Origin of the sequence: Microbacterium testaceum (genome assembly GCF_020781835.1) — a bacterium.
GTDB classification, from domain to species: domain Bacteria; phylum Actinomycetota; class Actinomycetes; order Actinomycetales; family Microbacteriaceae; genus Microbacterium; species Microbacterium testaceum_H.
The window spans coordinates 39,445-60,551 of record NZ_JAJGNJ010000010.1 but is presented as its reverse complement, the minus strand read 5'-3'; the positions used below and the strand labels follow the sequence as shown (position 1 = coordinate 60,551).

At 71.0% G+C, this 21,107-nt stretch carries 24 protein-coding genes; 14 read left to right on the top strand and 10 right to left on the bottom strand.

Going from position 1 to position 21,107, the window contains the following annotated elements; translation table 11 throughout:
* The first annotated feature begins 68 nt into the window (after nucleotides 1–68).
* Together LL239_RS14295 and LL239_RS14290 are read left to right on the top strand one after the other, a co-directional pair.
* Nucleotides 69–1,547, top strand: coding sequence for an HNH endonuclease signature motif containing protein (locus tag LL239_RS14295; protein ID WP_228164114.1), 1,479 nt, complete (start codon nucleotides 69–71; stop codon nucleotides 1,545–1,547).
* Nucleotides 1,548–1,775: 228 nt separating this feature from the next.
* On the top strand, nucleotides 1,776–2,594 hold the full coding sequence (locus tag LL239_RS14290; protein ID WP_228164113.1) for a carbon-nitrogen hydrolase family protein: 819 nt from the start codon (nucleotides 1,776–1,778) through the stop codon (nucleotides 2,592–2,594).
* Nucleotides 2,595–2,678: 84 nt separating this feature from the next.
* Here the strand turns inward: LL239_RS14290 and LL239_RS14285 are convergent, their stop codons facing one another.
* Nucleotides 2,679–3,224: an RBBP9/YdeN family alpha/beta hydrolase gene (locus LL239_RS14285; RefSeq protein ID WP_228164112.1), complete on the bottom strand. Its 546-nt coding sequence runs from the start codon at nucleotides 3,222–3,224 to the stop codon at nucleotides 2,679–2,681.
* Nucleotides 3,225–3,348: 124 nt separating this feature from the next.
* Between LL239_RS14285 and LL239_RS14280 the strand changes: the two genes are divergently transcribed.
* A complete protein-coding gene (locus LL239_RS14280; RefSeq protein WP_228164111.1) occupies nucleotides 3,349–3,798 on the top strand; it encodes an Lrp/AsnC family transcriptional regulator in 450 nt (149 codons plus the stop codon).
* Between the two features lie 84 nt (nucleotides 3,799–3,882).
* Here the strand turns inward: LL239_RS14280 and LL239_RS14275 are convergent, their stop codons facing one another.
* From LL239_RS14275 to glgA, 3 genes are all read right to left on the bottom strand, one after another.
* Complete coding sequence (locus LL239_RS14275; RefSeq protein WP_228164110.1) at nucleotides 3,883–4,134, bottom strand: type B 50S ribosomal protein L31; 252 nt, start codon at nucleotides 4,132–4,134, stop codon at nucleotides 3,883–3,885.
* A gap of 123 nt (nucleotides 4,135–4,257) precedes the next feature.
* Nucleotides 4,258–5,040 carry an ABC transporter ATP-binding protein gene (locus LL239_RS14270; protein WP_228164109.1) on the bottom strand — a complete coding sequence of 261 codons (783 nt, stop codon included), beginning with the start codon at nucleotides 5,038–5,040 and terminating at the stop codon, nucleotides 4,258–4,260.
* A gap of 77 nt (nucleotides 5,041–5,117) precedes the next feature.
* The gene (glgA, locus tag LL239_RS14265; RefSeq protein WP_228164108.1) at nucleotides 5,118–6,308 is read right to left on the bottom strand and encodes a glycogen synthase; all 1,191 of its coding nucleotides are present in this window, start codon (nucleotides 6,306–6,308) and stop codon (nucleotides 5,118–5,120) included.
* Nucleotides 6,309–6,384: 76 nt separating this feature from the next.
* Here glgA and glgC point away from each other — a divergent pair, with 76 nt between their 5' ends.
* Nucleotides 6,385–7,629, top strand: coding sequence for a glucose-1-phosphate adenylyltransferase (gene glgC, locus LL239_RS14260; RefSeq protein WP_228164107.1), 1,245 nt, complete (start codon nucleotides 6,385–6,387; stop codon nucleotides 7,627–7,629).
* Nucleotides 7,630–7,697: 68 nt separating this feature from the next.
* On the opposite strand, the gene LL239_RS14255 is transcribed toward glgC, so the two are convergent.
* Nucleotides 7,698–8,171 carry an S-ribosylhomocysteine lyase gene (locus LL239_RS14255; protein ID WP_228164106.1) on the bottom strand — a complete coding sequence of 158 codons (474 nt, stop codon included), beginning with the start codon at nucleotides 8,169–8,171 and terminating at the stop codon, nucleotides 7,698–7,700.
* Nucleotides 8,172–8,271: 100 nt separating this feature from the next.
* Between LL239_RS14255 and serB the strand changes: the two genes are divergently transcribed.
* Nucleotides 8,272–8,907, top strand: coding sequence for a phosphoserine phosphatase SerB (gene serB / locus LL239_RS14250; RefSeq protein WP_228164105.1), 636 nt, complete (start codon nucleotides 8,272–8,274; stop codon nucleotides 8,905–8,907).
* 44 nt (nucleotides 8,908–8,951) lie between these two features.
* Nucleotides 8,952–9,623, top strand: coding sequence for an alpha/beta fold hydrolase (locus LL239_RS14245; protein ID WP_228164104.1), 672 nt, complete (start codon nucleotides 8,952–8,954; stop codon nucleotides 9,621–9,623).
* A 15-nt stretch (nucleotides 9,624–9,638) separates the two neighbouring features.
* Here the strand turns inward: LL239_RS14245 and fabG are convergent, their stop codons facing one another.
* Nucleotides 9,639–10,349 (bottom strand): 3-oxoacyl-ACP reductase FabG, encoded by a 711-nt coding sequence (fabG, locus tag LL239_RS14240; protein ID WP_228164103.1) that lies wholly within the window; start codon nucleotides 10,347–10,349, stop codon nucleotides 9,639–9,641.
* Nucleotides 10,350–10,483: 134 nt separating this feature from the next.
* On the opposite strand from fabG, the gene LL239_RS14235 reads away from it, so the two are divergent.
* From LL239_RS14235 to LL239_RS14220, 4 genes are read left to right on the top strand one after another with little or no spacing between them, the layout of a single operon-like run.
* Nucleotides 10,484–11,077: a DUF4190 domain-containing protein gene (locus tag LL239_RS14235; protein ID WP_228164102.1), complete on the top strand. Its 594-nt coding sequence runs from the start codon at nucleotides 10,484–10,486 to the stop codon at nucleotides 11,075–11,077.
* Between the two features lie 42 nt (nucleotides 11,078–11,119).
* Nucleotides 11,120–11,488 carry a DUF3099 domain-containing protein gene (locus tag LL239_RS14230; RefSeq protein ID WP_228164101.1) on the top strand — a complete coding sequence of 123 codons (369 nt, stop codon included), beginning with the start codon at nucleotides 11,120–11,122 and terminating at the stop codon, nucleotides 11,486–11,488.
* On the top strand, nucleotides 11,485–11,691 hold the full coding sequence (locus tag LL239_RS14225; protein ID WP_228164100.1) for a hypothetical protein: 207 nt from the start codon (nucleotides 11,485–11,487) through the stop codon (nucleotides 11,689–11,691). Before LL239_RS14230 ends, LL239_RS14225 begins: the two co-directional genes overlap by 4 nt.
* Nucleotides 11,692–11,702: 11 nt before the next feature.
* Nucleotides 11,703–12,566, top strand: coding sequence for an SURF1 family cytochrome oxidase biogenesis protein (locus LL239_RS14220; protein ID WP_228164180.1), 864 nt, complete (start codon nucleotides 11,703–11,705; stop codon nucleotides 12,564–12,566).
* Between the two features lie 50 nt (nucleotides 12,567–12,616).
* Here LL239_RS14220 and LL239_RS14215 read toward each other — a convergent pair whose 3' ends face one another.
* Nucleotides 12,617–14,215, bottom strand: a complete 1,599-nt coding sequence (locus tag LL239_RS14215; protein ID WP_228164099.1) for an ABC-F family ATP-binding cassette domain-containing protein — start codon at nucleotides 14,213–14,215, stop codon at nucleotides 12,617–12,619.
* 187 nt (nucleotides 14,216–14,402) lie between these two features.
* Here LL239_RS14215 and LL239_RS14210 point away from each other — a divergent pair, with 187 nt between their 5' ends.
* The 4 genes from LL239_RS14210 to LL239_RS14195 are packed head-to-tail and all read left to right on the top strand — an operon-like array spanning nucleotide 14,403 to nucleotide 18,447.
* Nucleotides 14,403–15,437 (top strand): iron-siderophore ABC transporter substrate-binding protein, encoded by a 1,035-nt coding sequence (locus tag LL239_RS14210; RefSeq protein WP_228164098.1) that lies wholly within the window; start codon nucleotides 14,403–14,405, stop codon nucleotides 15,435–15,437.
* 25 nt (nucleotides 15,438–15,462) lie between these two features.
* Nucleotides 15,463–16,509, top strand: a complete 1,047-nt coding sequence (locus LL239_RS14205; RefSeq protein WP_228164097.1) for a FecCD family ABC transporter permease — start codon at nucleotides 15,463–15,465, stop codon at nucleotides 16,507–16,509.
* Complete coding sequence (locus LL239_RS14200) at nucleotides 16,506–17,564, top strand: FecCD family ABC transporter permease (protein ID WP_228164096.1); 1,059 nt, start codon at nucleotides 16,506–16,508, stop codon at nucleotides 17,562–17,564. Before LL239_RS14205 ends, LL239_RS14200 begins: the two co-directional genes overlap by 4 nt.
* Nucleotides 17,565–17,622: 58 nt before the next feature.
* A complete protein-coding gene (locus LL239_RS14195; RefSeq protein WP_228164095.1) occupies nucleotides 17,623–18,447 on the top strand; it encodes an ABC transporter ATP-binding protein in 825 nt (274 codons plus the stop codon).
* 64 nt (nucleotides 18,448–18,511) lie between these two features.
* On the opposite strand, the gene LL239_RS18070 is transcribed toward LL239_RS14195, so the two are convergent.
* The 3 genes from LL239_RS18070 to LL239_RS14180 form a co-directional block, all read right to left on the bottom strand.
* Nucleotides 18,512–19,441 (bottom strand): siderophore-interacting protein, encoded by a 930-nt coding sequence (locus LL239_RS18070; protein WP_228164094.1) that lies wholly within the window; start codon nucleotides 19,439–19,441, stop codon nucleotides 18,512–18,514.
* 67 nt (nucleotides 19,442–19,508) lie between these two features.
* Nucleotides 19,509–20,666 (bottom strand): MalY/PatB family protein, encoded by a 1,158-nt coding sequence (locus LL239_RS14185; protein WP_228164093.1) that lies wholly within the window; start codon nucleotides 20,664–20,666, stop codon nucleotides 19,509–19,511.
* Nucleotides 20,667–20,769: 103 nt separating this feature from the next.
* Nucleotides 20,770–21,099: a metal-sulfur cluster assembly factor gene (locus tag LL239_RS14180; protein WP_013586729.1), complete on the bottom strand. Its 330-nt coding sequence runs from the start codon at nucleotides 21,097–21,099 to the stop codon at nucleotides 20,770–20,772.
* Between the last annotated feature and the right edge of the window lie 8 nt (nucleotides 21,100–21,107).

Here is a 21,107-nt window from a genome sequence, read left to right as displayed (position 1 = left end):
GGCCCAGGTTTGCGGGGCCGCAGATCCTCGCTCGCGGCGATGTCGGACCCCCTCGTTAGCGTTCGAACGTGGACTTCCCGGCACCCCCTCGAGATCGGTCGCACCCGACCTACGCATGGTCCGGGATTCCGTGGCCCGAGGGTGACGAGCTGCAGTCGGACGCCGATTCCGCGTGGGCCGTCGCGCTCGGGCTCCTCGACGACGGTGACGCAGCGGAGCACGACTCGTCGCCGGCCGATCCCGCGCTCCTGCTGGAGCGTCTCGAAGACCGCGCCGCCGCTCGGCACCGGGCGGCGGCCGCCGAGTACGACCTGATCCTGCGCGTGCTGCAGGGCGCCGCGGACGACCCCGAACCGTGGGTCGGTCCCGATCCGACGCTCGACGGGCTGTGGCACGATCCGCGCGGGCGTACGGTCGCCGCGGTGCGGCGGGATCGGCTCGACATGGCCGAACGCGCCGCCGTCGCCGAGATCGCGGTTCGTCTGCGCCTCGCGGAGCAGACCGTGCGGACGCGCGCCGCGCAGGCGGCCGTGCTGCGCGAACGCTGTCCGCAGGTCTGGACGGCGTTCGCCGACGGGCGCGTGTCGGAACGTCACGCGATCGAGACCGCGCGGCTCGCCGCGACCCTCCCCGCCGACCGCGCGACGTGGCAGGCGTTCGACACGGGCGCGCGCGACCGGGCTCTCCGTCTCTCCCCCGCCCGCTTCGCGACGTCGGCCCGGGTCCTCCGCGAGCGTGTGCACGCCGAGTCCGTCGAGACCCGGCACCAGCGCGCTCGCGCCGACCGCGGCGTGTGGATGACCGCCGAACTCGACGGCATGGCGACGCTCACCGCGTTCCTCCCCGCCGATCGCGCGGCTGCCGCGATGACCCACCTCGATCGGACCGCACGCCATCTCGCCACCGCCGAGGGCGAGGACCGCACGCTCGCGCAGCTCCGCGCAGATGCCTTTGCGGATCTCCTCGCGGGAGCGGGGACGGCCTCGGTTGCCGCAGCGGACCCGCCCTCGACAGCGGATGCCGGGACCGAGGGCGCCGGTACAGCAGCGGCCCCGCGCCGTACCCCCGCCTCGGGCACCCCGAGCGTGATCATCACGATCCCCGCCCTCACCCTGCTCGGCGCCGACAACGCCCCGGCGACCCTCGACGGCTATGGCCCCATCGACCTCGACACCGCCCGCCGACTCGCGGGCGAGGCGACATCGTGGATCCGCGTGCTCACGCACCCCGTGACGGGCACGCCGCTCGCGCTCGACCGCACGACATACCGCGTGCCGACTGCTCTGCGCCGCTGGCTCGGTGTCACGTCCCCGACGTGCGCCTTCCCCGGCTGCGGTCGTTCGGCGCGGGCCTGCGACCTCGACCACCTCCACGCCTGGAGCGAGGGCGGCGCCACACACGACGACAACCTCGACCCCGAGTGCCGCCACCACCACCGCATGCGCCACGAGACGCGCTGGGCCGCCAGCCGCGACCCGGACACGGGCGACCTGGCGTGGACGACGCCCCTCGGGGCGCACATCGACGCCGATCCGCCGCCGTTCTAGCGGAGATCGACGGCGGGCCGACGCGGCCGTACCTCAACGAAGCTCTCCACCGGCTCAGCGGTGACCCACGAGCATTGCCGCCCCTGGCCTGCGTCGACATCGACCGTCCGGCATCCGGACTCCCTCCGCCGACCGCGGTACGCTCCCCGGCATGGATCTCCCCCGCGAACACGCCTCGCGCCCCGACCCGTCGCGTCCGTCGCGCCCCGCACCTGCGAGAATCCCCGAGTGACCGTCCGCATCGCCACCGTCCAAGCCGAGGCGACGCCCGGCGACCTCGAGGCCAACCTGTCCGAAGCGGTGCGATGGATCGACCTCGCCGCCGAGCACCGCGCCGACGTCATCGTGTTCCCTGAGGCGTTCACCACCGGATACGACGAGTCCGCCTTCGCCGGCCCGCTACCCTCCGCCGCCGACACCGACTGGTTCGCCCCGATCCAGCGAGCCGTCGACCGCACCGGCATGGTCGCGATCCTCAACACCGCGCTCGACCGCGGCGATCGCCGCACGCTCACCGACGTCATCGTCGCGCCCGGCCGAGCCCCGCTCGTGGCCTACGACAAGCAGCACCTGTACGACAGCGAACGCGCCGTCTTCGCCGCCGGTGACGGCGGGTTCTCGTTCGTCGTGAACGACCTGCGCATCGCGCTCTCGGTCTGCTACGACGCGGACTTCCCCGAGCACGCCGCCGCAGCTGCCGCCGCGGGAGCGGACGTGTACGTCAACAGCGGCGCGTACTTCCCGGGCGGGGCCGACCGCCGGGACCTCCGCTACGCCGCCCGCGCGCTCGACAACGGCATGTACGTCGTGTTCAGCGGCCTCGTCGGCGCCCCGCACGACTTCATCGGCGGCTCGGCGGTCTTCGACCCGTCCGGCCGGCGCATCGCCGCCGTCGACGGCGTTGCAGGGCTCGCCGTCGCCGACCTCGGCCGCGAGGAGATCACGCGCACCCGCGAGAGCCAGCGTATGTGGGCCGACCGCCGCGACGATCTCGGCATCCCCCGGGCGATCGGCGCCATCAGCTCCGGGTCTCCGGTCGACGCCTGAGGCGCAGGACGCCGGATGCGCACGACGTCTGAGGCGCACGACGTCTGAGGCGCACGGTGCCGACGGCGGAGAACCGGCCGCTCCTCACCGCACGGTCAATCGCGCCAAAGACTCCTTCCCTCGAGGCCAGTCCCCCAGCCCGCTGGCGGAATTGAGGTGGCCGCCCGCGGCGATCACCTCGACCGTGCTCCCCCACTGACGCCCGAGCTCCCGGGCCGCTTCCACGCCGCAATACGGGTCGTCGGAGCTGGCGACCAGCACGGTCGCGACCGGCAGCGGGCGGGCCGTCACCTCGAGGAATCCGGCCGTCACGATCGACCGGAAGGCGGTGCCCGACGGATCCGGCGGCGCGACGAGCAGAACCCCGAGCGGTCGGTGCGCCGTCGCGGCGAGCCATTCCGCGACGGCCCAACACCCCAGGCTGTGGGCCACCAGCACGATGCCGTCGACGCGCGGCGCGAGGAGGTCCGCGGCACGCTCCACCGCGGCGACCCAGTCGTCGAGCTCGGGAACCGACCACGAGGCGGGCTCGATCCGCACCGCCCGTTCCCCCCAGCCCTGCTCCCATCGCGACTGCCAGTGCGCGACATCCGATCCGTCGATCCCGGGCACCACCACGTAGCCGATCATCCCGCTCCTTCTCCCTTGGTCGCCGATCGGGCGCCTCGATGACGTCCCGCGGAACCATGATGATGAGATCATCGGCGGGCAGCACGCCCGGCAAGCGCTTGCAAAGCCCGAGGAGGAGAAGACGATGGAATCACTCGACCGCGTCGACCGGCAGATCCTGGCGCTGTTGCAGGAGGACGGGCGGTTGACCGGCGCCGAGGTCGGCAGGCGCGTCGGCCTGTCTCAGCCCGCCGCCAGCGCCCGGATCCTCCGCCTCGAGAAGGCGGGGGTCATCGCCGGGTACCGCGCCGTCCTCGACCCCGCCGCGGTCGGACTCAACATCCGCGCCGTGATCCGACTGCGCACGACCCACGCACAGCTGAGTGCCGCGATCCAGCTGGCTGCTCAGACCCCGGAGGTCACCTCGACTCTCCGTGTCACCGGCGAGGACTGTCTGATCTTCGACGTCCACTGCGTCGATGCGGCGCGGCTGGAACGTGTCGTGGATTCTCTCGCGCGCTTCGGCCCGGTCACCACGGCGCTCGTGCTGCGCGAGTACCCCGCGAAGCCGCTCACACCCGCCGCCGCCCCGTGACCACCCCGGCAGCCGCTCACACCCCACGAATGACGGAAGCCCCCGTCCCGAAGGACGAGGGCTTCCGGCGAGGAACTCCGCGACTCAGCGGGAGCCGAAGTTCTTGAAGCGCTGGTTGAACTTCTCGACGCGACCGGCCGAGTCCATGATGCGCTGCTTACCCGTGTAGAAGGGGTGCGAGGCGGACGAGATCTCCACGTCGATGACGGGGTACTCAACACCGTCGAGCTCGATCGTCTTGTCGCTCGTCACCGTCGAACGGGTGAGGAACGTCTCGCCCGAGCCGAGGTCGCGGAACACGACGGCGCGGTAGTCCGGGTGGGTGTCAGTCTTCATGGGAGGTCCTTTGAGAAGTGGTGCCCTGGATTCTGCCAGGACGGTCAAAGTCTGCGGCGCCGGAGGCACCAAAGGGCAAGTCTACCAGGCCCGGCGCCCGCTCACGACGCGAGTCGACGACGCTCAGGACGCGCGCGCCGCGTAGCGGCCGGCATCCTGCGTCAAGGTGATCTGCACACCGAACGTCGCGCTGAGGTTCTCGGCCGTGAGCGCCTCCGAGAGGGGCCCGGATGCCACGACCTCGCCGTCGCGCAGCAGCAGCACGTGGGTGAAGCCGACGGGGATCTCCTCGACGTGGTGGGTCACCATGATCATCGCCGGGGTGGTCGGCGCCTGCGCGTAACCCGACAGCAGCGACAGCAGCTCTTCGCGGGCGCCCAGGTCGAGGCTCGCGGTCGGCTCGTCCAGCAGCAGCAGTTCGGGGTCGGTCATGACGGCGCGCGCGATCTGGACGCGCTTCTGCTCGCCGTCGGACAGCGTCCCGAACGTGCGGTCGGCGAGGTGGTCGAGGCGCCACTCCGCGAGGACGCGGAGCGCGCGACGCTCGTCGATGTCGTCGTACTCCTCGCGCCAGCGGCCGGTCACCGAGTACGCGGCGGTCAGCACGACGTCGAGCACCGTCTCCTCGGGCGGCACGCGGCGCGCCATCGCGGACGAGGCGAAGCCGATGCGCGGACGCAGCTCGAACACGTCGGTACGCCCGAGACGCTCCCCGAGGATGGTCACCGTCCCCGCCGTGGGGTGCAGAAGGGTGTCGGCCAGCTGCAGCACCGTGGTCTTCCCGGCGCCGTTGGGCCCGAGGATCACCCAGCGTTCATCGTCCGAGACGGTCCAGTCGAGGTGGGACACGATGTCCCGGGCGTTCCGGCGGACGACGACGTCGGAGAACTCCAGAACCTGCGGCATGCGTCCAGCCTAACGGCCTGAGCCCACCGGCAACGGCGCGCCACCCCGACCCGGGGACAGCGTTGGAGACAGCGCGTCTACCGCCCCGCGACCTCGGCGTACAGCGCCGCGGTGGTCTGCGCGATCGCGGTCCAGCTGAAATCCTCGATCGCGCGTCGGCGCCCGGCCTCGCCGTACTCCGTCGCGCGGGTGACATCCGTCACCACCTCCGTGAGCACCCGGGCGAGGTCATCGACGAAACGCTCGGGATCGACGGGGGTACCGGTGCCGTCCTGCACCTGCTCGATGGGCACGAGGCGCCCCGTGACGCCGTCGACGACGACCTCGGGGATGCCTCCGGTCGCGGTGCCGACGACCGCCGCGCCGCACGCCATGGCCTCGAGGTTCACGATGCCGAGCGGCTCGTACACCGACGGGCAGACGAAGGTCGTCGCAGCCGTGAGGATCGCGCACAGCTCGTGACGCGGCAGCAGCTCGTCGATCCACACGACGCCGTCGCGGGTCTCCTGGAGCCCGCGCACGAGCCCCTCGACCTCGGCGAGGATCTGCGGAGTGTCGGGCGCTCCGGCGCACAGCACCAGCTGCACGTCCGGCGGCAGCTGCTCGGCGGCGCGCAACAGGTACGGCAGCCCCTTCTGACGAGTGATGCGCCCCACGAACACCACGGACGGACGGGCGGGGTCGATCCCGAAGCGTGCCAGCACGTCCGGATCGGAGACCGGATGCCACGCCTCGGTGTCGATGCCGTTGTAGATCACGCGCACCTTGTCGGGGTCGAGCGACGGGTAGCTGCGCAGGATGTCGGCGCGCATGCCTTCGCTCACCGCGACCACGGCCGCAGCGCCCTCGTAGGCGGTCTTCTCGATGTAGCTCGACACGGCGTACCCACCGCCGAGCTGCTCGGCCTTCCACGGGCGCAGCGGTTCGAGGCTGTGCGCCGTGACGACATGGGGGATGCCGTGCAGCAACGAGGCGAGATGACCGGCGAAGTTCGCGTACCAGGTGTGCGAGTGCACGACATCGGCGCCGGCGACGTCGGAGACGATCTCGAGGTCGGTGCCGAGCGTCTGGATCGCGCCATTGGCGGAAGCCAGTTCCGTCGGCACCGCGTAGGAGGTGGTGTCGGCCTCATCACGCGGGGCGCCGAAGGCCCGCACCTGCACTTCGGTGCCCTCGGCGCGAAGGGCCCGCACCAGCTCGGTCGCGTGGACACCCGCTCCCCCGTAGATCTCCGGCGGGTACTCCTTGGTGACGACGTCGACGCGCATGAGACGAACCGTAGCGCAGCGCAACCCCCACCGCGCGCCGGTTCCCGCGATCGCACTCGCCCCCTAGTGTTGTGCCATGCCTGCAGCGCCGAAGGTCTTCGGAATCATCCTCGCCGGCGGCGAGGGAAAACGTCTCATGCCCCTGACGGCCGACCGCGCGAAACCGGCCGTCCCCTTCGGCGGCCAGTACCGCCTGATCGACTTCGCGATCTCGAACCTCATCAATTCGGGCCTGCGGCAGCTCGTCGTGCTCACGCAGTACAAGTCGCACAGTCTCGACCGTCACATCTCCCAGACGTGGCGCATGTCCCCGATGCTCGGTTCGTACGTGGCATCCGTCCCCGCCCAGCAGCGCCTCGGCAAGCGGTGGTTCTCCGGCTCGGCCGACGCGATCCTGCAGTCGATGAACCTCATCCGCGACGAGAAGCCCGACATCGTCGTCGTCATCGGGGCCGACCACGTCTACCGCATGGACTTCGCACAGATGCTCGACGCGCACATCGCCTCCGACGCGCGGGCGACGATCGCCGGCATCCGCCAGCCGATCTCGCTGGCGAACCAGTTCGGTGTCATCGACACCGATCCGAGCGACCCCACGATGATCCGCGAATTCCTCGAGAAGCCGCAGAACCCGACAGGGCTCGCGGACGCCCCCCACGAGGTGCTCGCCTCCATGGGCAACTACATCTTCGATGCCGACGCGCTCGTGGAGGCGGTGACGCACGACGGAGAGCTGCCGACGTCGGCGCACGACATGGGTGGCGACATCGTGCCGTACTTCGTCAACCGCGGCGAGGCTGCGGTCTACGACTTCCAGCGCAACGATGTTCCGGGCTCGACGCCGCGCGACCGGTCCTACTGGCGCGACGTCGGCACGATCGAGTCGTTCTACGACGCCCACATGGATCTCATCTCGACGCTGCCGATCTTCAACCTCTACAACACCGACTGGCCGATCTACTCGCAGACCTTCAACGCGCCGCCGGCGAAGTTCGTGCGCGACTCGGTCGGCCGCATCGGCAACGCGATCGACTCGATCGTCTCGCTCGGGTCGGTGCTCTCGGGCACGCACCTCGAGCGCAGTGTCGTGGGTCCCTGGGCGCTCGCCGGCGGCGGATCGACGATCACCGACTCCGTGCTCTTCGACGGGGTGCAGGTCGGTGCGGGAGCCCGCATCCACCGCGCCATCCTCGACAAGAACGTGACCCTCGCCCCGGGCGCGACGATCGGCGTCGACCGCGAGCGCGACCTCGCCCGCGGGTTCACCGTCACCGAGACCGGCATCACCGTCGTCGGCAAGGACGTCCGCGTCCAAAGCTGATCCCGGATGCCGGAAGGGGCGGTGACCGCGATGGTCACCGCCCCTTCCGCGTGCGGGGTCGCGGGTCGTCAGACGCCCACGCGCGCGAAGGCGTCGCGGCTGATGCCCTGGGCGAGCACGGCCTTCGACCACTCGCGTGCCGTGTGCAGACTGTGGTCGCGGTAGTTGCCGCAGCTGAAGGCATCCGTGCCGGGGACGTCCTCCCACTCGACGTCTTCGGCGATCGCGCGCAGCGAGTCGGTGACCGCAGTGACGACGTCGCCCAGGTCGGGCTCGCCCCACATGATGAGGTGGAACCCGGTGCGACACCCGAACGGCGAGATGTCGATGACGCCGTCGATGCGGTCGCGCAGCAGGCTCGCGAGCAGATGCTCGATCGTGTGGATGCCGGCCGTGGGGATCTCTCCCTCGTTCGGCTGCACGAGGCGCACGTCGAAGTTCGAGATGACGTCGCCGCGCGGACCCGACTCGGTGCCGATGAGGCGAATGTACGGGGCGAGGACGGCGGTGTGGTCCAGCGTGAAGCTCTCGACGTCGGCCATGGAGATCCTTTCGGCGGCATTCGGGGACGCGTCGAGCCTACGCGCGCGGTCGACGATCGGTGTCGCATGCGTCTCCCGGTGACACGCTAGGGTCGAGGCCGTGCCCGCGCGTTTCCTCGTCGTCCTGGATGCCGATTCCACCCTCATCCGCAACGAGGTGATCGAACTCCTCGCCGACGAAGCCGGCCGCGGCGCCGAGGTGGCCGCGGCGACCGAGGCGGCGATGCGCGGCGAGGTCGACTTCGCCGCGAGCCTGCGCTCGCGCGTGGCCGCGCTGGCCGGAGTCCCGGTCGAGGCTTTCGCGCGCGCCGTCGCGCGCATCGAACCGACACCGGGCGTGCGGGATCTGATCGATGCCGTGCACCGCCGTGGCGGGCGCGTCGGCGTCGTGTCCGGTGGCTTTCACGAGGTGCTCGACACGGTGGCGCCGGATCTGGGCGTCGATGTGTGGCGCGCCAATCGACTCGTCGTCGCCGACGGCGCGCTCACGGGAGAGGTCGACGGCCCGATCGTGGATGCCGCGGCCAAGGCCGACACCCTGCGTCGGTGGGCGTCCGACCACGGTGTGCCGATGGGGCGGACGTTCGCGATCGGCGACGGCGCCAACGATCTGCTCATGATGGAGGCCGCGGGTCTCGGGCTCGCGTTCAATGCGAAGCCCGCCGTCCGTGCGAACGCCGACCTGGTGATCGGGCGCGTGGACCTCGCCGAGGTCATCGCGCTGCTGCCGCGCTGAGACCGGACGCTTCGCGTGTCGGAGGCCGTCCCTAGAGTGACGTCATGGACGTGATTCTGATTCCGGGCCTCTGGCTCGATGCATCGTCGTGGGATGCCGTGACACCGGCGCTCACCGAGGCGGGGCACCGCGTGCACCCGCTGACCCTCCCGGCCGCCTCCGACGCCCGCATCGACGACTGGGTCGCCGCCGTCGTCGATGAGATCGACGCGGCGGAAGGACCCGTCGTGCTCGTGGGGCATTCCGGCGGCGGCAACGTCGTGTGGGGCGCCGCCGATGCGCGTGCCGATCGTGTTCACCGCGTGGTGTTCGTCGACACCATGCCGCCGCCGCCGGGCGCCATGATCTCCGAGTTCCCGGTCCGCGACGGCGTGGTGCCCTTCCCCGGGTGGGACTTCTTCGATGAGCCCGACGTCGCCGACCTCGACGACGAGACGCGCCGACGCGTCGCCGCCCGAGCCGTCGACGTGCCCGGAGCGGTGCCCACCGATCCTCTCCCTCTCACGGACGACCGGCGCCACGGCATCCCCGTCACGGTCCTGTCCGGACAGCTCGACGCCGAGGCCGTCCACGCCGCGCTGGCGGAGTGGGGGGCGTGGGCCGACGAGTTCGATGCGATACGGGACACCGAGGTCGTGACGCTGGGCTCCGGCCATTGGCCGCAGTTCTCGCAGCCCGAGGCCTTCGCCCAGACGCTCCGGGAGGCCGTGCGCTGAGGAGAGATCTTCTCCTCAGTGCCCCATGCCGAGGCCGCCGTCGACGGGGATGACGGCACCCGAGATGTACGCGGCGTCATCCCCGGCGAGCCAGGTCACCACCCCGGCGACCTCGTCCGCCGACGCGAAACGCCCCGCGGGGATGTTCTTCTTGTAATCCGCCTGGGTGTCGGCCGGGAGCTCGGCGGTCATGTCGGTCTCGATGAAGCCGGGAGCCACCACGTTCGCCGTGATGCCGCGGCCGCCGAGCTCGCGCGTCAGCGATCGCGCGAAGCCCACCAGGGCGCTCTTCGAGGCGGCGTAGTTGATCTGACCCGCCGAGCCGTAGAGGCCGACCACGCTCGAGATGAGGATGACGCGGCCCCATCGCGCCTTGAGCATGCCTTTCGAGGCGCGCTTGACGACGCGGAACGCGCCGCCGAGGTTCGTGGACACGACACTGTCGAAGTCGTCCTCGCTCATTCGCAGCAGCAGGGTGTCCTTGGTGATGCCCGCGTTGGCCACGACCACGGCGATCGGGCCGAGCTCCGCTTCGATCTGTGTGAACGCGGCGTCCACCGCTGCGGCGTCGGTGACGTCGGCGCGCACCGTGAGCGTCCCCTCGGGGCCCTCGCCCGACCGTGCCGTGACCGCCACGCGCCACCCCTCGGCGACGAAGCGTTCGGCGATGGCCCGCCCGATGCCGCGGTTTCCTCCGGTGACGACGACGACGCGGTCCTGGGACATGTGAGACTCCTGCAGTGCGAGGGACGGAACCGGCCCAGCCTACCGACGACCCCGCACCGCCCGTCTCCCCGGGCGTTTGACACGGCCCGCACGGCGCTGGAACGCTGGAGGCCAGTCTGATGAAAGGGACACCCGTGAGCGACGACCAGACCCCCGCACCCCGCAGCGGAGACGACACGCCCACGGCCCCCGGAGCACCCGAGGCGGCACCGCGGACCGTTCCCCCCGCTCCGCCTGTCCCGCCGGCTCCGACGACGGACACGCCCTCCCCCGCAGCCCCGGCCGGCGACGCCCCGCCCGCCCCCGCGTACGGCGTTCCGCAGGCGCCCCCGGCCTACGGCCCGCCCGCGTCGCCGATCTACGACGCCCCGGCGGCCCCGAGCGCGCCGTCGTACGGCGCCCCGGGCGGCCCCGCCTACGGCTCCGCGCCGTACGGCACCGGATACGGGGCCGCCGTGCGCACCAACGTGCTCGCGATCATCTCGCTCGTGGCATCCATCGCCGGCTTCCTGTGGGTGCTCCCGGTCATCGGTCCGATCGCGGCGGTCGTGACGGGACACATCTCGCTCGCACAGATCAAGCGCACGGGCGAGAAGGGCCGCGGCATGGCGCTGGCCGGCACGATCGTGGGCTGGGTGGGCGTGGGATTCCTCGTCGTGTCCGTGGTCGTGCTGCTGTTCATCGGCGTGGGGATCGCCGCGAGCAACTCCTCTCGATACGGCGCCTAATCGCGACCGGCCCCCGCCCGACGGGCGTACCCTGGGTTCACCGTGAAGACATCGACCCGCGCCCAGTCAGCGACGTCGCTCCCGCAGGCCCCGCGGGACGACGCCGGATCCCGTTTCGCCAAGTACATGGTGATGATGGGGATCCGCATCGCGTGCTTCGTCGCGATGGCCGTGGTGACCCCGTACGGCTGGTACACGTTCGTGTTCGCCGCGGGTGCGATCTTCCTCCCCTATCTCGCCGTGATCGTGGCGAACGTGGGGCAGGATGCCGCGGTGTCCGGTGCCGTGAACCCGGAACGCATGATCGAGGCGGCACCGTCGACCCCCAGCGCCCCGGCCGCCGAGGCTCCGACCGTCATCCGTATCGCCGAGACCCCGCGCCTCGAGCAGCCGCGCGACGAGCGGTCGTGACCGGCGACACCGTCGAATGCTCCCGCGCCGGCTGTCGCGCACAGGCCGCGTGGGCGATCCGGTGGCGCAACCCGCGCATCCACCCCGTTGACCGGCGCAAGACCTGGGTCGCGTGCGACGAACACGTGGCGTATCTGCGGGAGTTCCTGAGAGCCCGCGACTTCCCGGTCGAGGTCGCCGCCCTGGCGGGTGACCCGGCGTGAGCGCGCGCAGCATGCCGGCGGCCGCGAGGTGGGCCGCCTACGTCGGAGTCGCGATCCTGTTCGCCATCGCGTGCGGATTCCTGTCGAACTGGCAGTTCTCGCGCAACGCGGAGCGCTCCGAGCAGCTGCGGCTGGTCGCCGACAACTACGACGCCGAACCGGTCGCCCTCGGCGACCTGCTCGCACCCGGAGGCGAGCTCGACCCGGGCGACGAGTGGCGCCCCGTCCGGCTGACCGGCGAATACGAGGCCGACGAAGAGCTGCTGGTGCGCAACCGCGCCCACGGCGGATCCGCCGCGTACGAGGTGCTCGTGCCGTTCCGCCTCGACGACGGCCGCGTCCTCCTCGTCGACCGCGGGTGGCTGCCACCGGGCGATCGCCAGCCCGAACCGGATGCCATCCCCGCACCCCCGAGCGGTCCGGTGGAGGTCGTGGTGCGACTGCGTCCCGGCGAGCCGGTGCCCGCCTCGGGACGCACCGCCGAGGTCGGGCAGGTGCCCACGATCAACCTCGGACTGGTCGCCGAGCAGACCGGCGCCCTCGAGCCCGGCGCCTATGGTCTCCTCGTGTCGGAGGACCCGGCTCCCGCGCAGGCTCCGCTGCCGATCGACCCGCCCAGCGACGACCCCGGGCCGCACCTGTCGTATGCGATCCAGTGGATCCTGTTCGCCGTGATGGGTTTCGGCTTCCTCGCCTACGTCATCGTCAGCGAGCGCCGCATCCGCCGCGAGGAGATCGAGGACGCGCGCGAGCGCGGCGAGGAGCCGCCCGCGCCCGGCCGCACCAAGCTCGACCCGGTCGCCGCGCACCGCGCGCGCAAGCGCCCACGCGACCGCGACGGGGCCGACGAGGACGCGCTGCTCGACGCGCGCTGATCCCGGGTCGCTGCGCGGCGAGCGGCCTCCGGAGCACCCGTCCGGCGACGTTACGCCAGCGTCACCAGATCCGCGTAGTCCCGGCCCCAGATGTCTTCGACTCCGTCGGGGAGGATGAGGACGCGCTCGGGGTTGAGCGCCTCGACCGCCCCTTCGTCGTGCGAGACGAGCACGACCGCACCCTCGTAATGCGCGAGCGCGCCGAGGATCTCTTCGCGCGAGGCGGGGTCGAGGTTGTTCGTGGGCTCGTCCAGCAGCAGCATGTTCGCGGACGAGACCACGAGCGTCGCGAGGGACAGTCGTGTCTTCTCTCCGCCCGAGAGCACGCCGGCCGGCTTCAGCACGTCGTCGCCGACGAACAGGAAGGAACCCAGCACCTTCCGCGCCTCGGTGGCGGTGATGTCGGGCGCCGCGGACATCATGTTGTCCAGCACCGACCGGTTCACGTCGAGGTTCTCGTGCTCCTGCGCGTAGTAGCCGATCTTGAGGCCGTGGCCGGGCTCGAGCTGCCCGGTGTCGGGCTTGTCGACGCCGGCGAGGATGCGCAGCAGCGTCGTCTTCCCCGCGCCGTTGAGGCCGAGGATCACCACGCGCGAGCCGCGATCGATCGCGAGATCGACGTCCGTGAAGATCTCGAGCGACCCGTACGACTTCGACAGGCCGGATGCCATGAGCGGCGTCTTGCCGCACGGTGCGGGCTTGGGGAACCGGAGCTTCGCCACCCGCTCGTCCTGGCGGACGTCATCCAGGCCCTTGAGCATCTTCTCGGCGCGCGCGACCATCTGGTGGGCGGCGGCGGCCTTGGACGCCTTGGCACCGAATCGCGCGGCCTGCTGCTGGAGGGCGGTGGCCTTCTTCTCGACGTTGGCGCGCTCCTTCTTACGGCGCTCCTCGTCGGCCACCCGCTGGCGCAGGTAGTTCTTCCAGTTCATGTTGTAGACGTCGATGACCTGGCGATTGGCATCCAGGTAGAACACGCGATTGACCGTCTCGCCGACGAGCTCGACATCGTGCGAGATCACGATGAGTCCGCCCTTGTACCCCTTCAGGAACTCGCGCAACCACACGACGCTGTCGGCGTCGAGGTGGTTCGTCGGCTCGTCGAGGATCATCGTCTGCGCGTCCGAGAAGAGGATGCGCGCGAGCTCGATGCGACGGCGCTGTCCGCCGGACAGCGTCTTCAGCGGCTGGTCGAGGATCCGGTCCGGCAGCGAGAGGTTGTGGGCGATGGATGCCGCCTCGGCCTCGGCCGCGTAGCCCCCCTGGGCCTCGAAACGCTCGGTGAGGTTGGCGTACTTCTTCATGGCCTTCGCGGCGACCGCCGGGTCGTCGCTGCCCATCGCGAGGGAGGCCTCCTGCATCCCGAGGGCAAGAGTTCCGAGCCCGCGAGCGTCGAGGATCCGGGTGCGCGCGAGCATCTCGGGATCGCCCGAGCGCGGGTCCTGCGGCAGGTAGCCCAGTTCACCGCTGCGGTCGACACCGCCGGCCGAGGGGAGCAGGTCTCCGGCGAGCACCTTCGTCAACGTCGTCTTGCCGGCACCGTTGCGGCCGACGAGACCGATCTTGTCGCCGTCCGAGACGCGGAACGACACCTCCGACATCAGCACGCGCGCGCCGACGCGGATCTCGAGATCGTGCACGGCGAGCACAGCAGACGTCCGTTCGCTAGAGGAAAGGGAGAAACGGCCGATGATGGCCAGCCACCCAGTATACGGCGACGCGAAACTACCTCGCCGTCGAGAGGTTTCCGAGGCCGGACGGCATCCCGGTTTGCGGTCGGCAGCGGGCCGTGATCTAAACTAAGCCTATCCTTACCTAACCCGCAGGAGGCCCTCTGTGTCCCGTTTCCGCGCGCTGGCCGCTCTCGCCGCCGCCACGGCCCTCGTCCTGACCGGCTGTGCCGGCACCTCCGCCTCCCCGGGCGCCTCGGAGGGCTCCACGACGGCGGACGGAAGCTTCCCCCTCACGCTCACGAACGTCTTCGGCGACACGACGATCGAAGCCAAGCCCGAACGCGTCGTCACGGTCGACTGGGGCAACCAGGACGTCGCACTGGCTCTCGGCATCGTTCCGGTCGCGATGCCCAAGGTGACCTACGGCGACGAAGACGGCGACGGCCTGCTGCCCTGGACCAAGGACAAGCTCGCCGAGCTCGGCGCGGAGACGCCCACGCTCATGGACGAGACGAACGGCTACGACTACGAGGCCATCGCCGACGCACAGCCCGATGTCATCCTCGCCGCCTACTCGGGCATGACGCAGGAGCAGTACGACACCCTCACCAAGATCGCGCCGGTCGTGACGTACCAGAGCGTCGCCTGGGGCACCACCTGGCAGGACATGACCGTTCTCGACGGCACGGCCCTGGGGCTGAAGGACGAGGCCGAGAAGCTGGTCGCCGACAAGGAACAGCACATCGCGGACGAGGCGGCGAAGTACCCCGCCATCGCCGGGAAGAAGTCGCTCCTGACCTACTTCGATCCGACGAACCTGTCGACCCTCGGCTTCTACAACACGCTCGACCCCCGCATGGGCTACCTCGAGGAGCTCGGGCTCGTGCCGTCCTCGTACGTGGCTTCGCAGTCGGCAGCGTCCGAGACCTTCTGGTTCACGCCCAGCACCGAGCAGATCGAGAACTTCACCGACGTCGAGATGATGGTCGCCTACGGCGCAGACGGCATGATCGCCGCGATGCAGGCCGACCCGCTGCTGTCGAAGATCCCGGCGGTGGCGAACGGCGCGATCGCCGTGATCGAGAGCGGCTCGACGCTCTCCTCGGCCATCACGCCGACTCCGCTGAACATCGGTACGAGCTACGGTGACGAATACATCGGTCTCGTCGGAGCGGCCGCCGAGAAGGCCTCGTCCTGATGCGGATCCTCGCGACGTCGGCACGATGACCGCTCTCGCTCCGACCTCGACCGCCCCCGGCGACGCCCGTCCGCGTCGCTGGGGGCGGCGGCGGGTCGTGGGGGTGGCGGCTCTGGTGCTCGTCCTCGTCGCCGCAGCGGTGCTCTCCGTGACCTTCGGCGCACGCGACGTCTCCCCCGCGGATGTGTGGGCGGGGCTCACCGGTTCCACCGACACTGCGTCCGCAGCGGCGGTCGCCAAGCGCGTACCGCGCACGCTCCTCGCGATCCTCGTCGGGGCGGCACTCGCCGCCGCCGGAGCAGTCCTGCAGGGCGCGACACGCAACCCTCTCGCCGACCCGCAGATCCTCGGCATCAACGGCGGTGCGGGCCTGGCGATCGTCGTCGGCATCGCCTTCTTCGGGCTCGGCTCCGCCACGGCGTACATCTGGGTCGGCATGATCGGTGCCGGAGCCGCCGCGGTCCTGGTCTACGCCGTCGGATCGCTCGGGCGCGGCGGGGCGACACCTCTGCGCCTGGCCCTCGCCGGAGCCGTGACGGCGGTCGCGTTCAGCTCCCTCACGAGCGCCATCCTGCTCCCGCGCGTGAACGTGATGAACGAGTTCCGGTTCTGGCAGATCGGCGGCGTCGGCGGCGCGACCGCCGACACGATCCTCCAGGTGCTGCCGTTCCTGCTCGTCGGGCTCGTGATCTGCCTCGCGAGCGCGTCGGCGCTGAACACCCTCGCGCTCGGCGACGAGCTCGCCGCCGGTCTCGGCGCCCGCGTGCGCACCGCCCGCCTGATGTCGTCCGCCGGCGCGGTCATCCTCTGCGGTGCCGCGACCGCCGTCGCTGGACCCATCGGGTTCGTCGGACTCATCGTCCCGCACATGATCCGGCTCGTCGTCGGGGTGGACCACCGATGGCTCCTCCCGGTGTCCGCCCTCGGCGGGGCCGTCCTCCTCACACTCGCCGACGTCATCGGTCGTGTCGTCGCCCGCCCCGACGAGATCGAGGTCGGCATCGTCACGGCGCTCGTCGGCGCGCCGTTCTTCATCGCCCTCGTCCGCCGCCAAAGGATGCGTGCCCTGTGAGCGTGACCTTCACCGCCGCACCGGCGGCCGCCCTGACCTCCGTCATCGCCGGCCGGCGGCGCCGTCGCACCCGTTGGACGCTGGTCACCGGCATCCTGGCCCTCCTCGTGATCGCCGCGTTCGCGCTGTCGCTCATGCTGGGCCAGACGAACTACTCCCCCGCCGAGGTGTGGGGCGTCCTCACCGGTCAGCGCGTGCCGGGCGCCTCGTTCACCGTCGGTGAGCTGCGCCTTCCGCGCGCCATGACGGCCCTGTTCACCGGCCTGTGCTTCGGCATGGGAGGCGTCGTGTTCCAGACGATGCTGCGCAACGCCCTCGCCAGCCCCGACGTCATCGGGATCAACACGGGCGCGAGCGCAGCCGCCGTCATCGGCATCGTGGTCCTGGGGCTCGGCGAGACGACGGTGTCGTTCCTCGCCATGGTCGCCGCCCTCGGCGCCGCTCTCGCGATCTACCTGCTCGCCTACCGCGACGGCGGGTCAGGAGCCCGGCTGATCCTCGTCGGGATCGGAGTCGCCGCGATGTGCCAGGCAGTGGTGTCGTACGTCATCGCGCGCGCGGCGGAGTACGACCTTCCCGCCGCGATGCGATGGATCACCGGCAACCTCAACGACGCCACGTGGGACCGTGCCCTCCCGGTCGTGTGCGCGGTGGTCGTCCTTGGGCCCGTGCTTCTCGTGCTGGCCCGGCGCCTGGAGATCCTGCGGATGGGTGACGACACCGCAGCCGCCCTCGGCCTCCCGGTCGAACGCAGTCGACTTCTGCTCATCGTCGCCGCGGTGGGCCTGCTCGCCTTCGGAACCGCGGCGGCGGGGCCGATCGCGTTCGTGTCGTTCCTGGCCGGTCCCATCGCCGTGCGCATCCTGGGCCCGGTGGGATCTCCCGTGCTGCCCGCAGGGCTCGTCGGAGCGCTGCTCGTCCTCGTCTCGGACTTCTGCGCACAGTACGCGTTCGGTACACGACTCCCCGTCGGCGTCATCACCGGCGTGCTCGGAGCGCCCTATCTCATCTACCTGCTCATGCGCAGCAGTCGATCCGGAGGAACCACGCTATGACCACCGAGCACACACCGGTCTCCTCGCCCGTCCGCCACACCGCCCGAGGAGCCCGCCGATGACCGTAGAGCGCAATCTCCGTGCCGAGGCCGTCACCCTCGGCTACGGCGACCGCACGATCGTGGACTCGCTCGATCTGCGGCTCCCGCCGGGGCGCGTGACGACGATCGTCGGCGCGAACGCGTGCGGGAAGTCGACGCTGCTGAAGGCGATGGCGCGCCTGCTCACGCCGACGGAGGGGCAGGTGCTGCTCGACGGCAAGGCCATCCATCGGATGCCCACGAAGCAGGTCGCGCGCGTCCTGGGCCTGCTCCCCCAGTCGCCCGTCGCCCCCGACGGCATCGCCGTCTCCGACCTGGTGAGCCGCGGTCGCCACCCCCACCAGGGCGCGCTGGCGCGGTGGACCCGGGCCGACGACGTCGCCGTCGCCCGCGCTCTCGAGGCGACCGACACGGCGCACCTCGCCGATCGGCACGTCGACGAGCTCAGCGGCGGACAGCGTCAGCGCGTGTGGATCGCGATGGCGCTCGCGCAGGAGACGGACGTGCTGCTCCTGGACGAGCCGACGACGTTCCTCGACATCAGTCACCAGATCGATGTGCTCGACCTGCTGACCGACCTCAACCGCCAGCGCGGGACCACCGTGGCGATGGTGCTGCACGACCTCAACCTGGCCGCTCGCTACGCGGACCACCTCGTCGCGATGGCCGGCGGACGTGTGGTCGCGGCGGGCGACCCCGGTGAGGTCATCACCGAGCCGACGGTCCGCGAGGTGTTCGGTCTCGACAGCCGCGTCGTACCCGACCCGCTGACGGGGCGCCCCATGGTCATCCCGATCGGCCGCCACCACACGCTGGTCGAGCCCGAGCAGGCCGTGCGCTGAGAAGTGCCCGCAGCCGCCGGGCGCGCCGCCCAGGCGCCGCCCGCACCGCTCGAAGCGATGCGGCTCAGCCCGTGCGCTCGACCTGACCGGCGCGCCAGTAGCCCATGAACGCCACGCGCTTCCGGTCGACACCGCACCCCTGCGCGAGCAGACGCCGCAGCACCTTGATCGTCTGCGATTCCCCCGCGATCCAGGCGTAGAACTCCCCCTCGGAGTCGGCGGGGCTGTCCCACAGCAGGTCGACGTCGACGTCGATGTCGTCCAACTCCTGCGGGCGGGGAGCGGCGGCGCGCGCGAGGACGTCTCCGGATGCCGTGGTCCAGGCCTCCACCGCTTCGATGAGGGCCTCACCGTGGGGACGGTCGTCGCGGGCGAGCCAGTTCACGCGTGCGGTGCCGGTGGACACCGGGAGCGCGTCGTCGATGCTGGGCACCTCGACGAAAGCGTCCACGACCAACCCCGGGGCGAGTCCCTCGAGGATCGCGCAGATCGCGGGAGCGGCGGTCTCGTCGCCGGCGAGCAGGAGCCGCTGCGCGGTGCCGGGGTGGAAGTCGATGCCCTGGGCCGACTCCGGGCTGCGGGCGTCGGGCCCCACGACGATGATGCGGTCGCCGACCGCGGCGGCCTCGGCCCACGCACCCGCGGGGCCGGCGTCGTGGTGCAGGACGAAGTCGATGTCCAGTTCGAGGGCCTCGGGGTCGATCCGACGCACGGTGTAGGTGCGGAACGGCATCCGCTCCTCGTCCGGCAGGTCGCGCCAGCGCGTGTACCACTCGCCGTTGTCGATCGCCGCGGGGTCGGTCTGCCCGATGTCGCACAGGGTGCCGTCGGGGCCGGGAAGCACGATCTTGACGCGCTGGTCGCGGCGGTCGGTCCCGAAGACCTCGAAGTCGCGGGACGTGAACGTGATGCGCGCGAAGTGCGGCGACAGCCGGCGTGCGTCCTTCACCTCGGCGACGTACGGGCGGTAGGCGGGACGCGTGGCTGTCTTCACCCGCTAAGGATATCCTTACCTATCCCCGGATGCCATGTCCGCCTTCCGCGGAAACCCCACCGCCGAACTACCTCGCCAGGGCGCCGATGCGCTCGATCGCCTCGCGAAGGACCTCGGGAGCGCACCCGACGTTGATGCGCACGTGCCCCACGCCCTCCTCGCCGAACAGGGGCCCGTGGTGGAGGGCGACCTTCGCCTCGCGACGGATGAAAGGCGCGGGGTTGTCCCCCCAGCCGTACGCCGACACGTCGACCCACGCGAGATACCCCGCCTCGGGAAGGCGGTACCGCGCGAGCGGCAGGTGTTCGGCCAGGAGATCGGCCAGCAGCCGACGGTTGTCGTCGAGCGCTGCCAGGAGCTGCTCCAGCCACGCATCGCTGTCGATCGCGAACGCGGCACGGTTCGCGATGATGCCGAACAGCCCCGCACGCCACTCGACCTCCCACGGCAGCGCGCGCACGACCGCCGCGGTCTCCTCCGATCCCGTGACGATCACCGCGCACTTCAGCCCGGCGAGGTTGTACGTCTTGCTGGCACTGGTCACCGCGAACCCGACGGCCGCGGCCTCCGCACCGGCATCCAGGAAGGGGGTGAACACCGCCGGCGCGTGCGTGAGCGGAGCGTGGATCTCGTCGCTGACGACGGCGGCGCCGTACCGGTGGGCGAGGCGGGCGAGTCCGGCGAGCGACTCCCGCGTGTGCACCGTCCCGGTGGGGTTGTGCGGGTTGCACAGCAGCACAGCCCGTGCACCGGCGGCGAGAGCCCGATCGATCCCGGCCAGGTCCAGGCTCCACCGCGCGCCGTCGTCGATGAGGGGGACGCGCTCCACGACGGCGCCCGCCTCTTCGACGGTGTCGTAGAACGGGGGGTACACCGGCGGCGTCACCACCACCCGGTCGCCCGGGGACGTCACGGCCCGCAGGACCTCGACGACGCCCATCATGACGTCCCCGGTCCAGCGGATACGAGAGGGATCCGGACGCCAGTTCCAGCGCCGCGCGGCGAAGTCGGCGAAGTCGAGGTCGATGCCCGGTCGCGGCGGGGTGTAGCCGGTGTCGCCGATCTCGACGGCGCGTGCAAGTGCCGCTGTGATCGCCGGAGCCAGCGGGTAGTCCGTCTCCGCCACGAACATCGGGATCACGTCGTCGCCGTACGATCTCCACTTCGTGCTCGAGCGCTGGCGCAGCAGGTCGAGCGGCAGGGCTTGTAGAGGGGCGACGCTCATGCTGCGAGCCTAATCAGAGAGAGCCGGATGCCACGGCACGACGTCAGACACGGAAACAGAAGCGCCCGCGACCGGTGTTCCGGTGCGGGCGCTTCCCGTGTGATCAGATCGCGAAGCCGAGGGCGCGCATCATGTCGCGGCCGTCGTCGGTGATCCGTTCCGGACCCCACGGCGGCATCCAGACCCAATTGATGCGGAACCGGTCCACGACGTTGTCGAGAGCCTGTGCCGTCTGCTCCTCGAGAACGTCGGTCAGCGGGCAGCCCGCCGACGTCAGCGTCATGTGGATGACGAGCGCGTCGTTCTCATCGTCCCACGCGAGGTCGTAGATCAGCCCCAGGTCGACGACGTTGATCCCCAGTTCGGGGTCCATGACGTCTTTGAGTGCCTCGGTGACCTCGTCGTACTTCTCGGGAGCGAGTGTTGCGGTCATGTAACGAT

What these genes read in the sequence shown, in the direction of transcription:
- LL239_RS14285 (WP_228164112.1), bottom strand. Translation starts at nt 3,224, where the DNA reads ATGATCGGCTACGTGGTGGTGCCCGGGATCGACGGATCGGATGTCGCG.
- LL239_RS14280 (WP_228164111.1), top strand. Translation starts at nt 3,349, where the DNA reads ATGGAATCACTCGACCGCGTCGACCGGCAGATCCTGGCGCTGTTGCAG.
- LL239_RS14275 (WP_228164110.1), bottom strand. Translation starts at nt 4,134, where the DNA reads ATGAAGACTGACACCCACCCGGACTACCGCGCCGTCGTGTTCCGCGAC.
- LL239_RS14270 (WP_228164109.1), bottom strand. Translation starts at nt 5,040, where the DNA reads ATGCCGCAGGTTCTGGAGTTCTCCGACGTCGTCGTCCGCCGGAACGCC.
- glgA (WP_228164108.1), bottom strand. Translation starts at nt 6,308, where the DNA reads ATGCGCGTCGACGTCGTCACCAAGGAGTACCCGCCGGAGATCTACGGG.
- glgC (WP_228164107.1), top strand. Translation starts at nt 6,385, where the DNA reads ATGCCTGCAGCGCCGAAGGTCTTCGGAATCATCCTCGCCGGCGGCGAG.
- LL239_RS14255 (WP_228164106.1), bottom strand. Translation starts at nt 8,171, where the DNA reads ATGGCCGACGTCGAGAGCTTCACGCTGGACCACACCGCCGTCCTCGCC.
- LL239_RS14245 (WP_228164104.1), top strand. Translation starts at nt 8,952, where the DNA reads ATGGACGTGATTCTGATTCCGGGCCTCTGGCTCGATGCATCGTCGTGG.
- fabG (WP_228164103.1), bottom strand. Translation starts at nt 10,349, where the DNA reads ATGTCCCAGGACCGCGTCGTCGTCGTCACCGGAGGAAACCGCGGCATC.
- LL239_RS14220 (WP_228164180.1), top strand. Translation starts at nt 11,703, where the DNA reads ATGCCGGCGGCCGCGAGGTGGGCCGCCTACGTCGGAGTCGCGATCCTG.
- LL239_RS14205 (WP_228164097.1), top strand. Translation starts at nt 15,463, where the DNA reads ATGACCGCTCTCGCTCCGACCTCGACCGCCCCCGGCGACGCCCGTCCG.
- LL239_RS14195 (WP_228164095.1), top strand. Translation starts at nt 17,623, where the DNA reads ATGACCGTAGAGCGCAATCTCCGTGCCGAGGCCGTCACCCTCGGCTAC.
- LL239_RS14185 (WP_228164093.1), bottom strand. Translation starts at nt 20,666, where the DNA reads ATGAGCGTCGCCCCTCTACAAGCCCTGCCGCTCGACCTGCTGCGCCAG.
- LL239_RS14180 (WP_013586729.1), bottom strand. Translation starts at nt 21,099, where the DNA reads ATGACCGCAACACTCGCTCCCGAGAAGTACGACGAGGTCACCGAGGCA.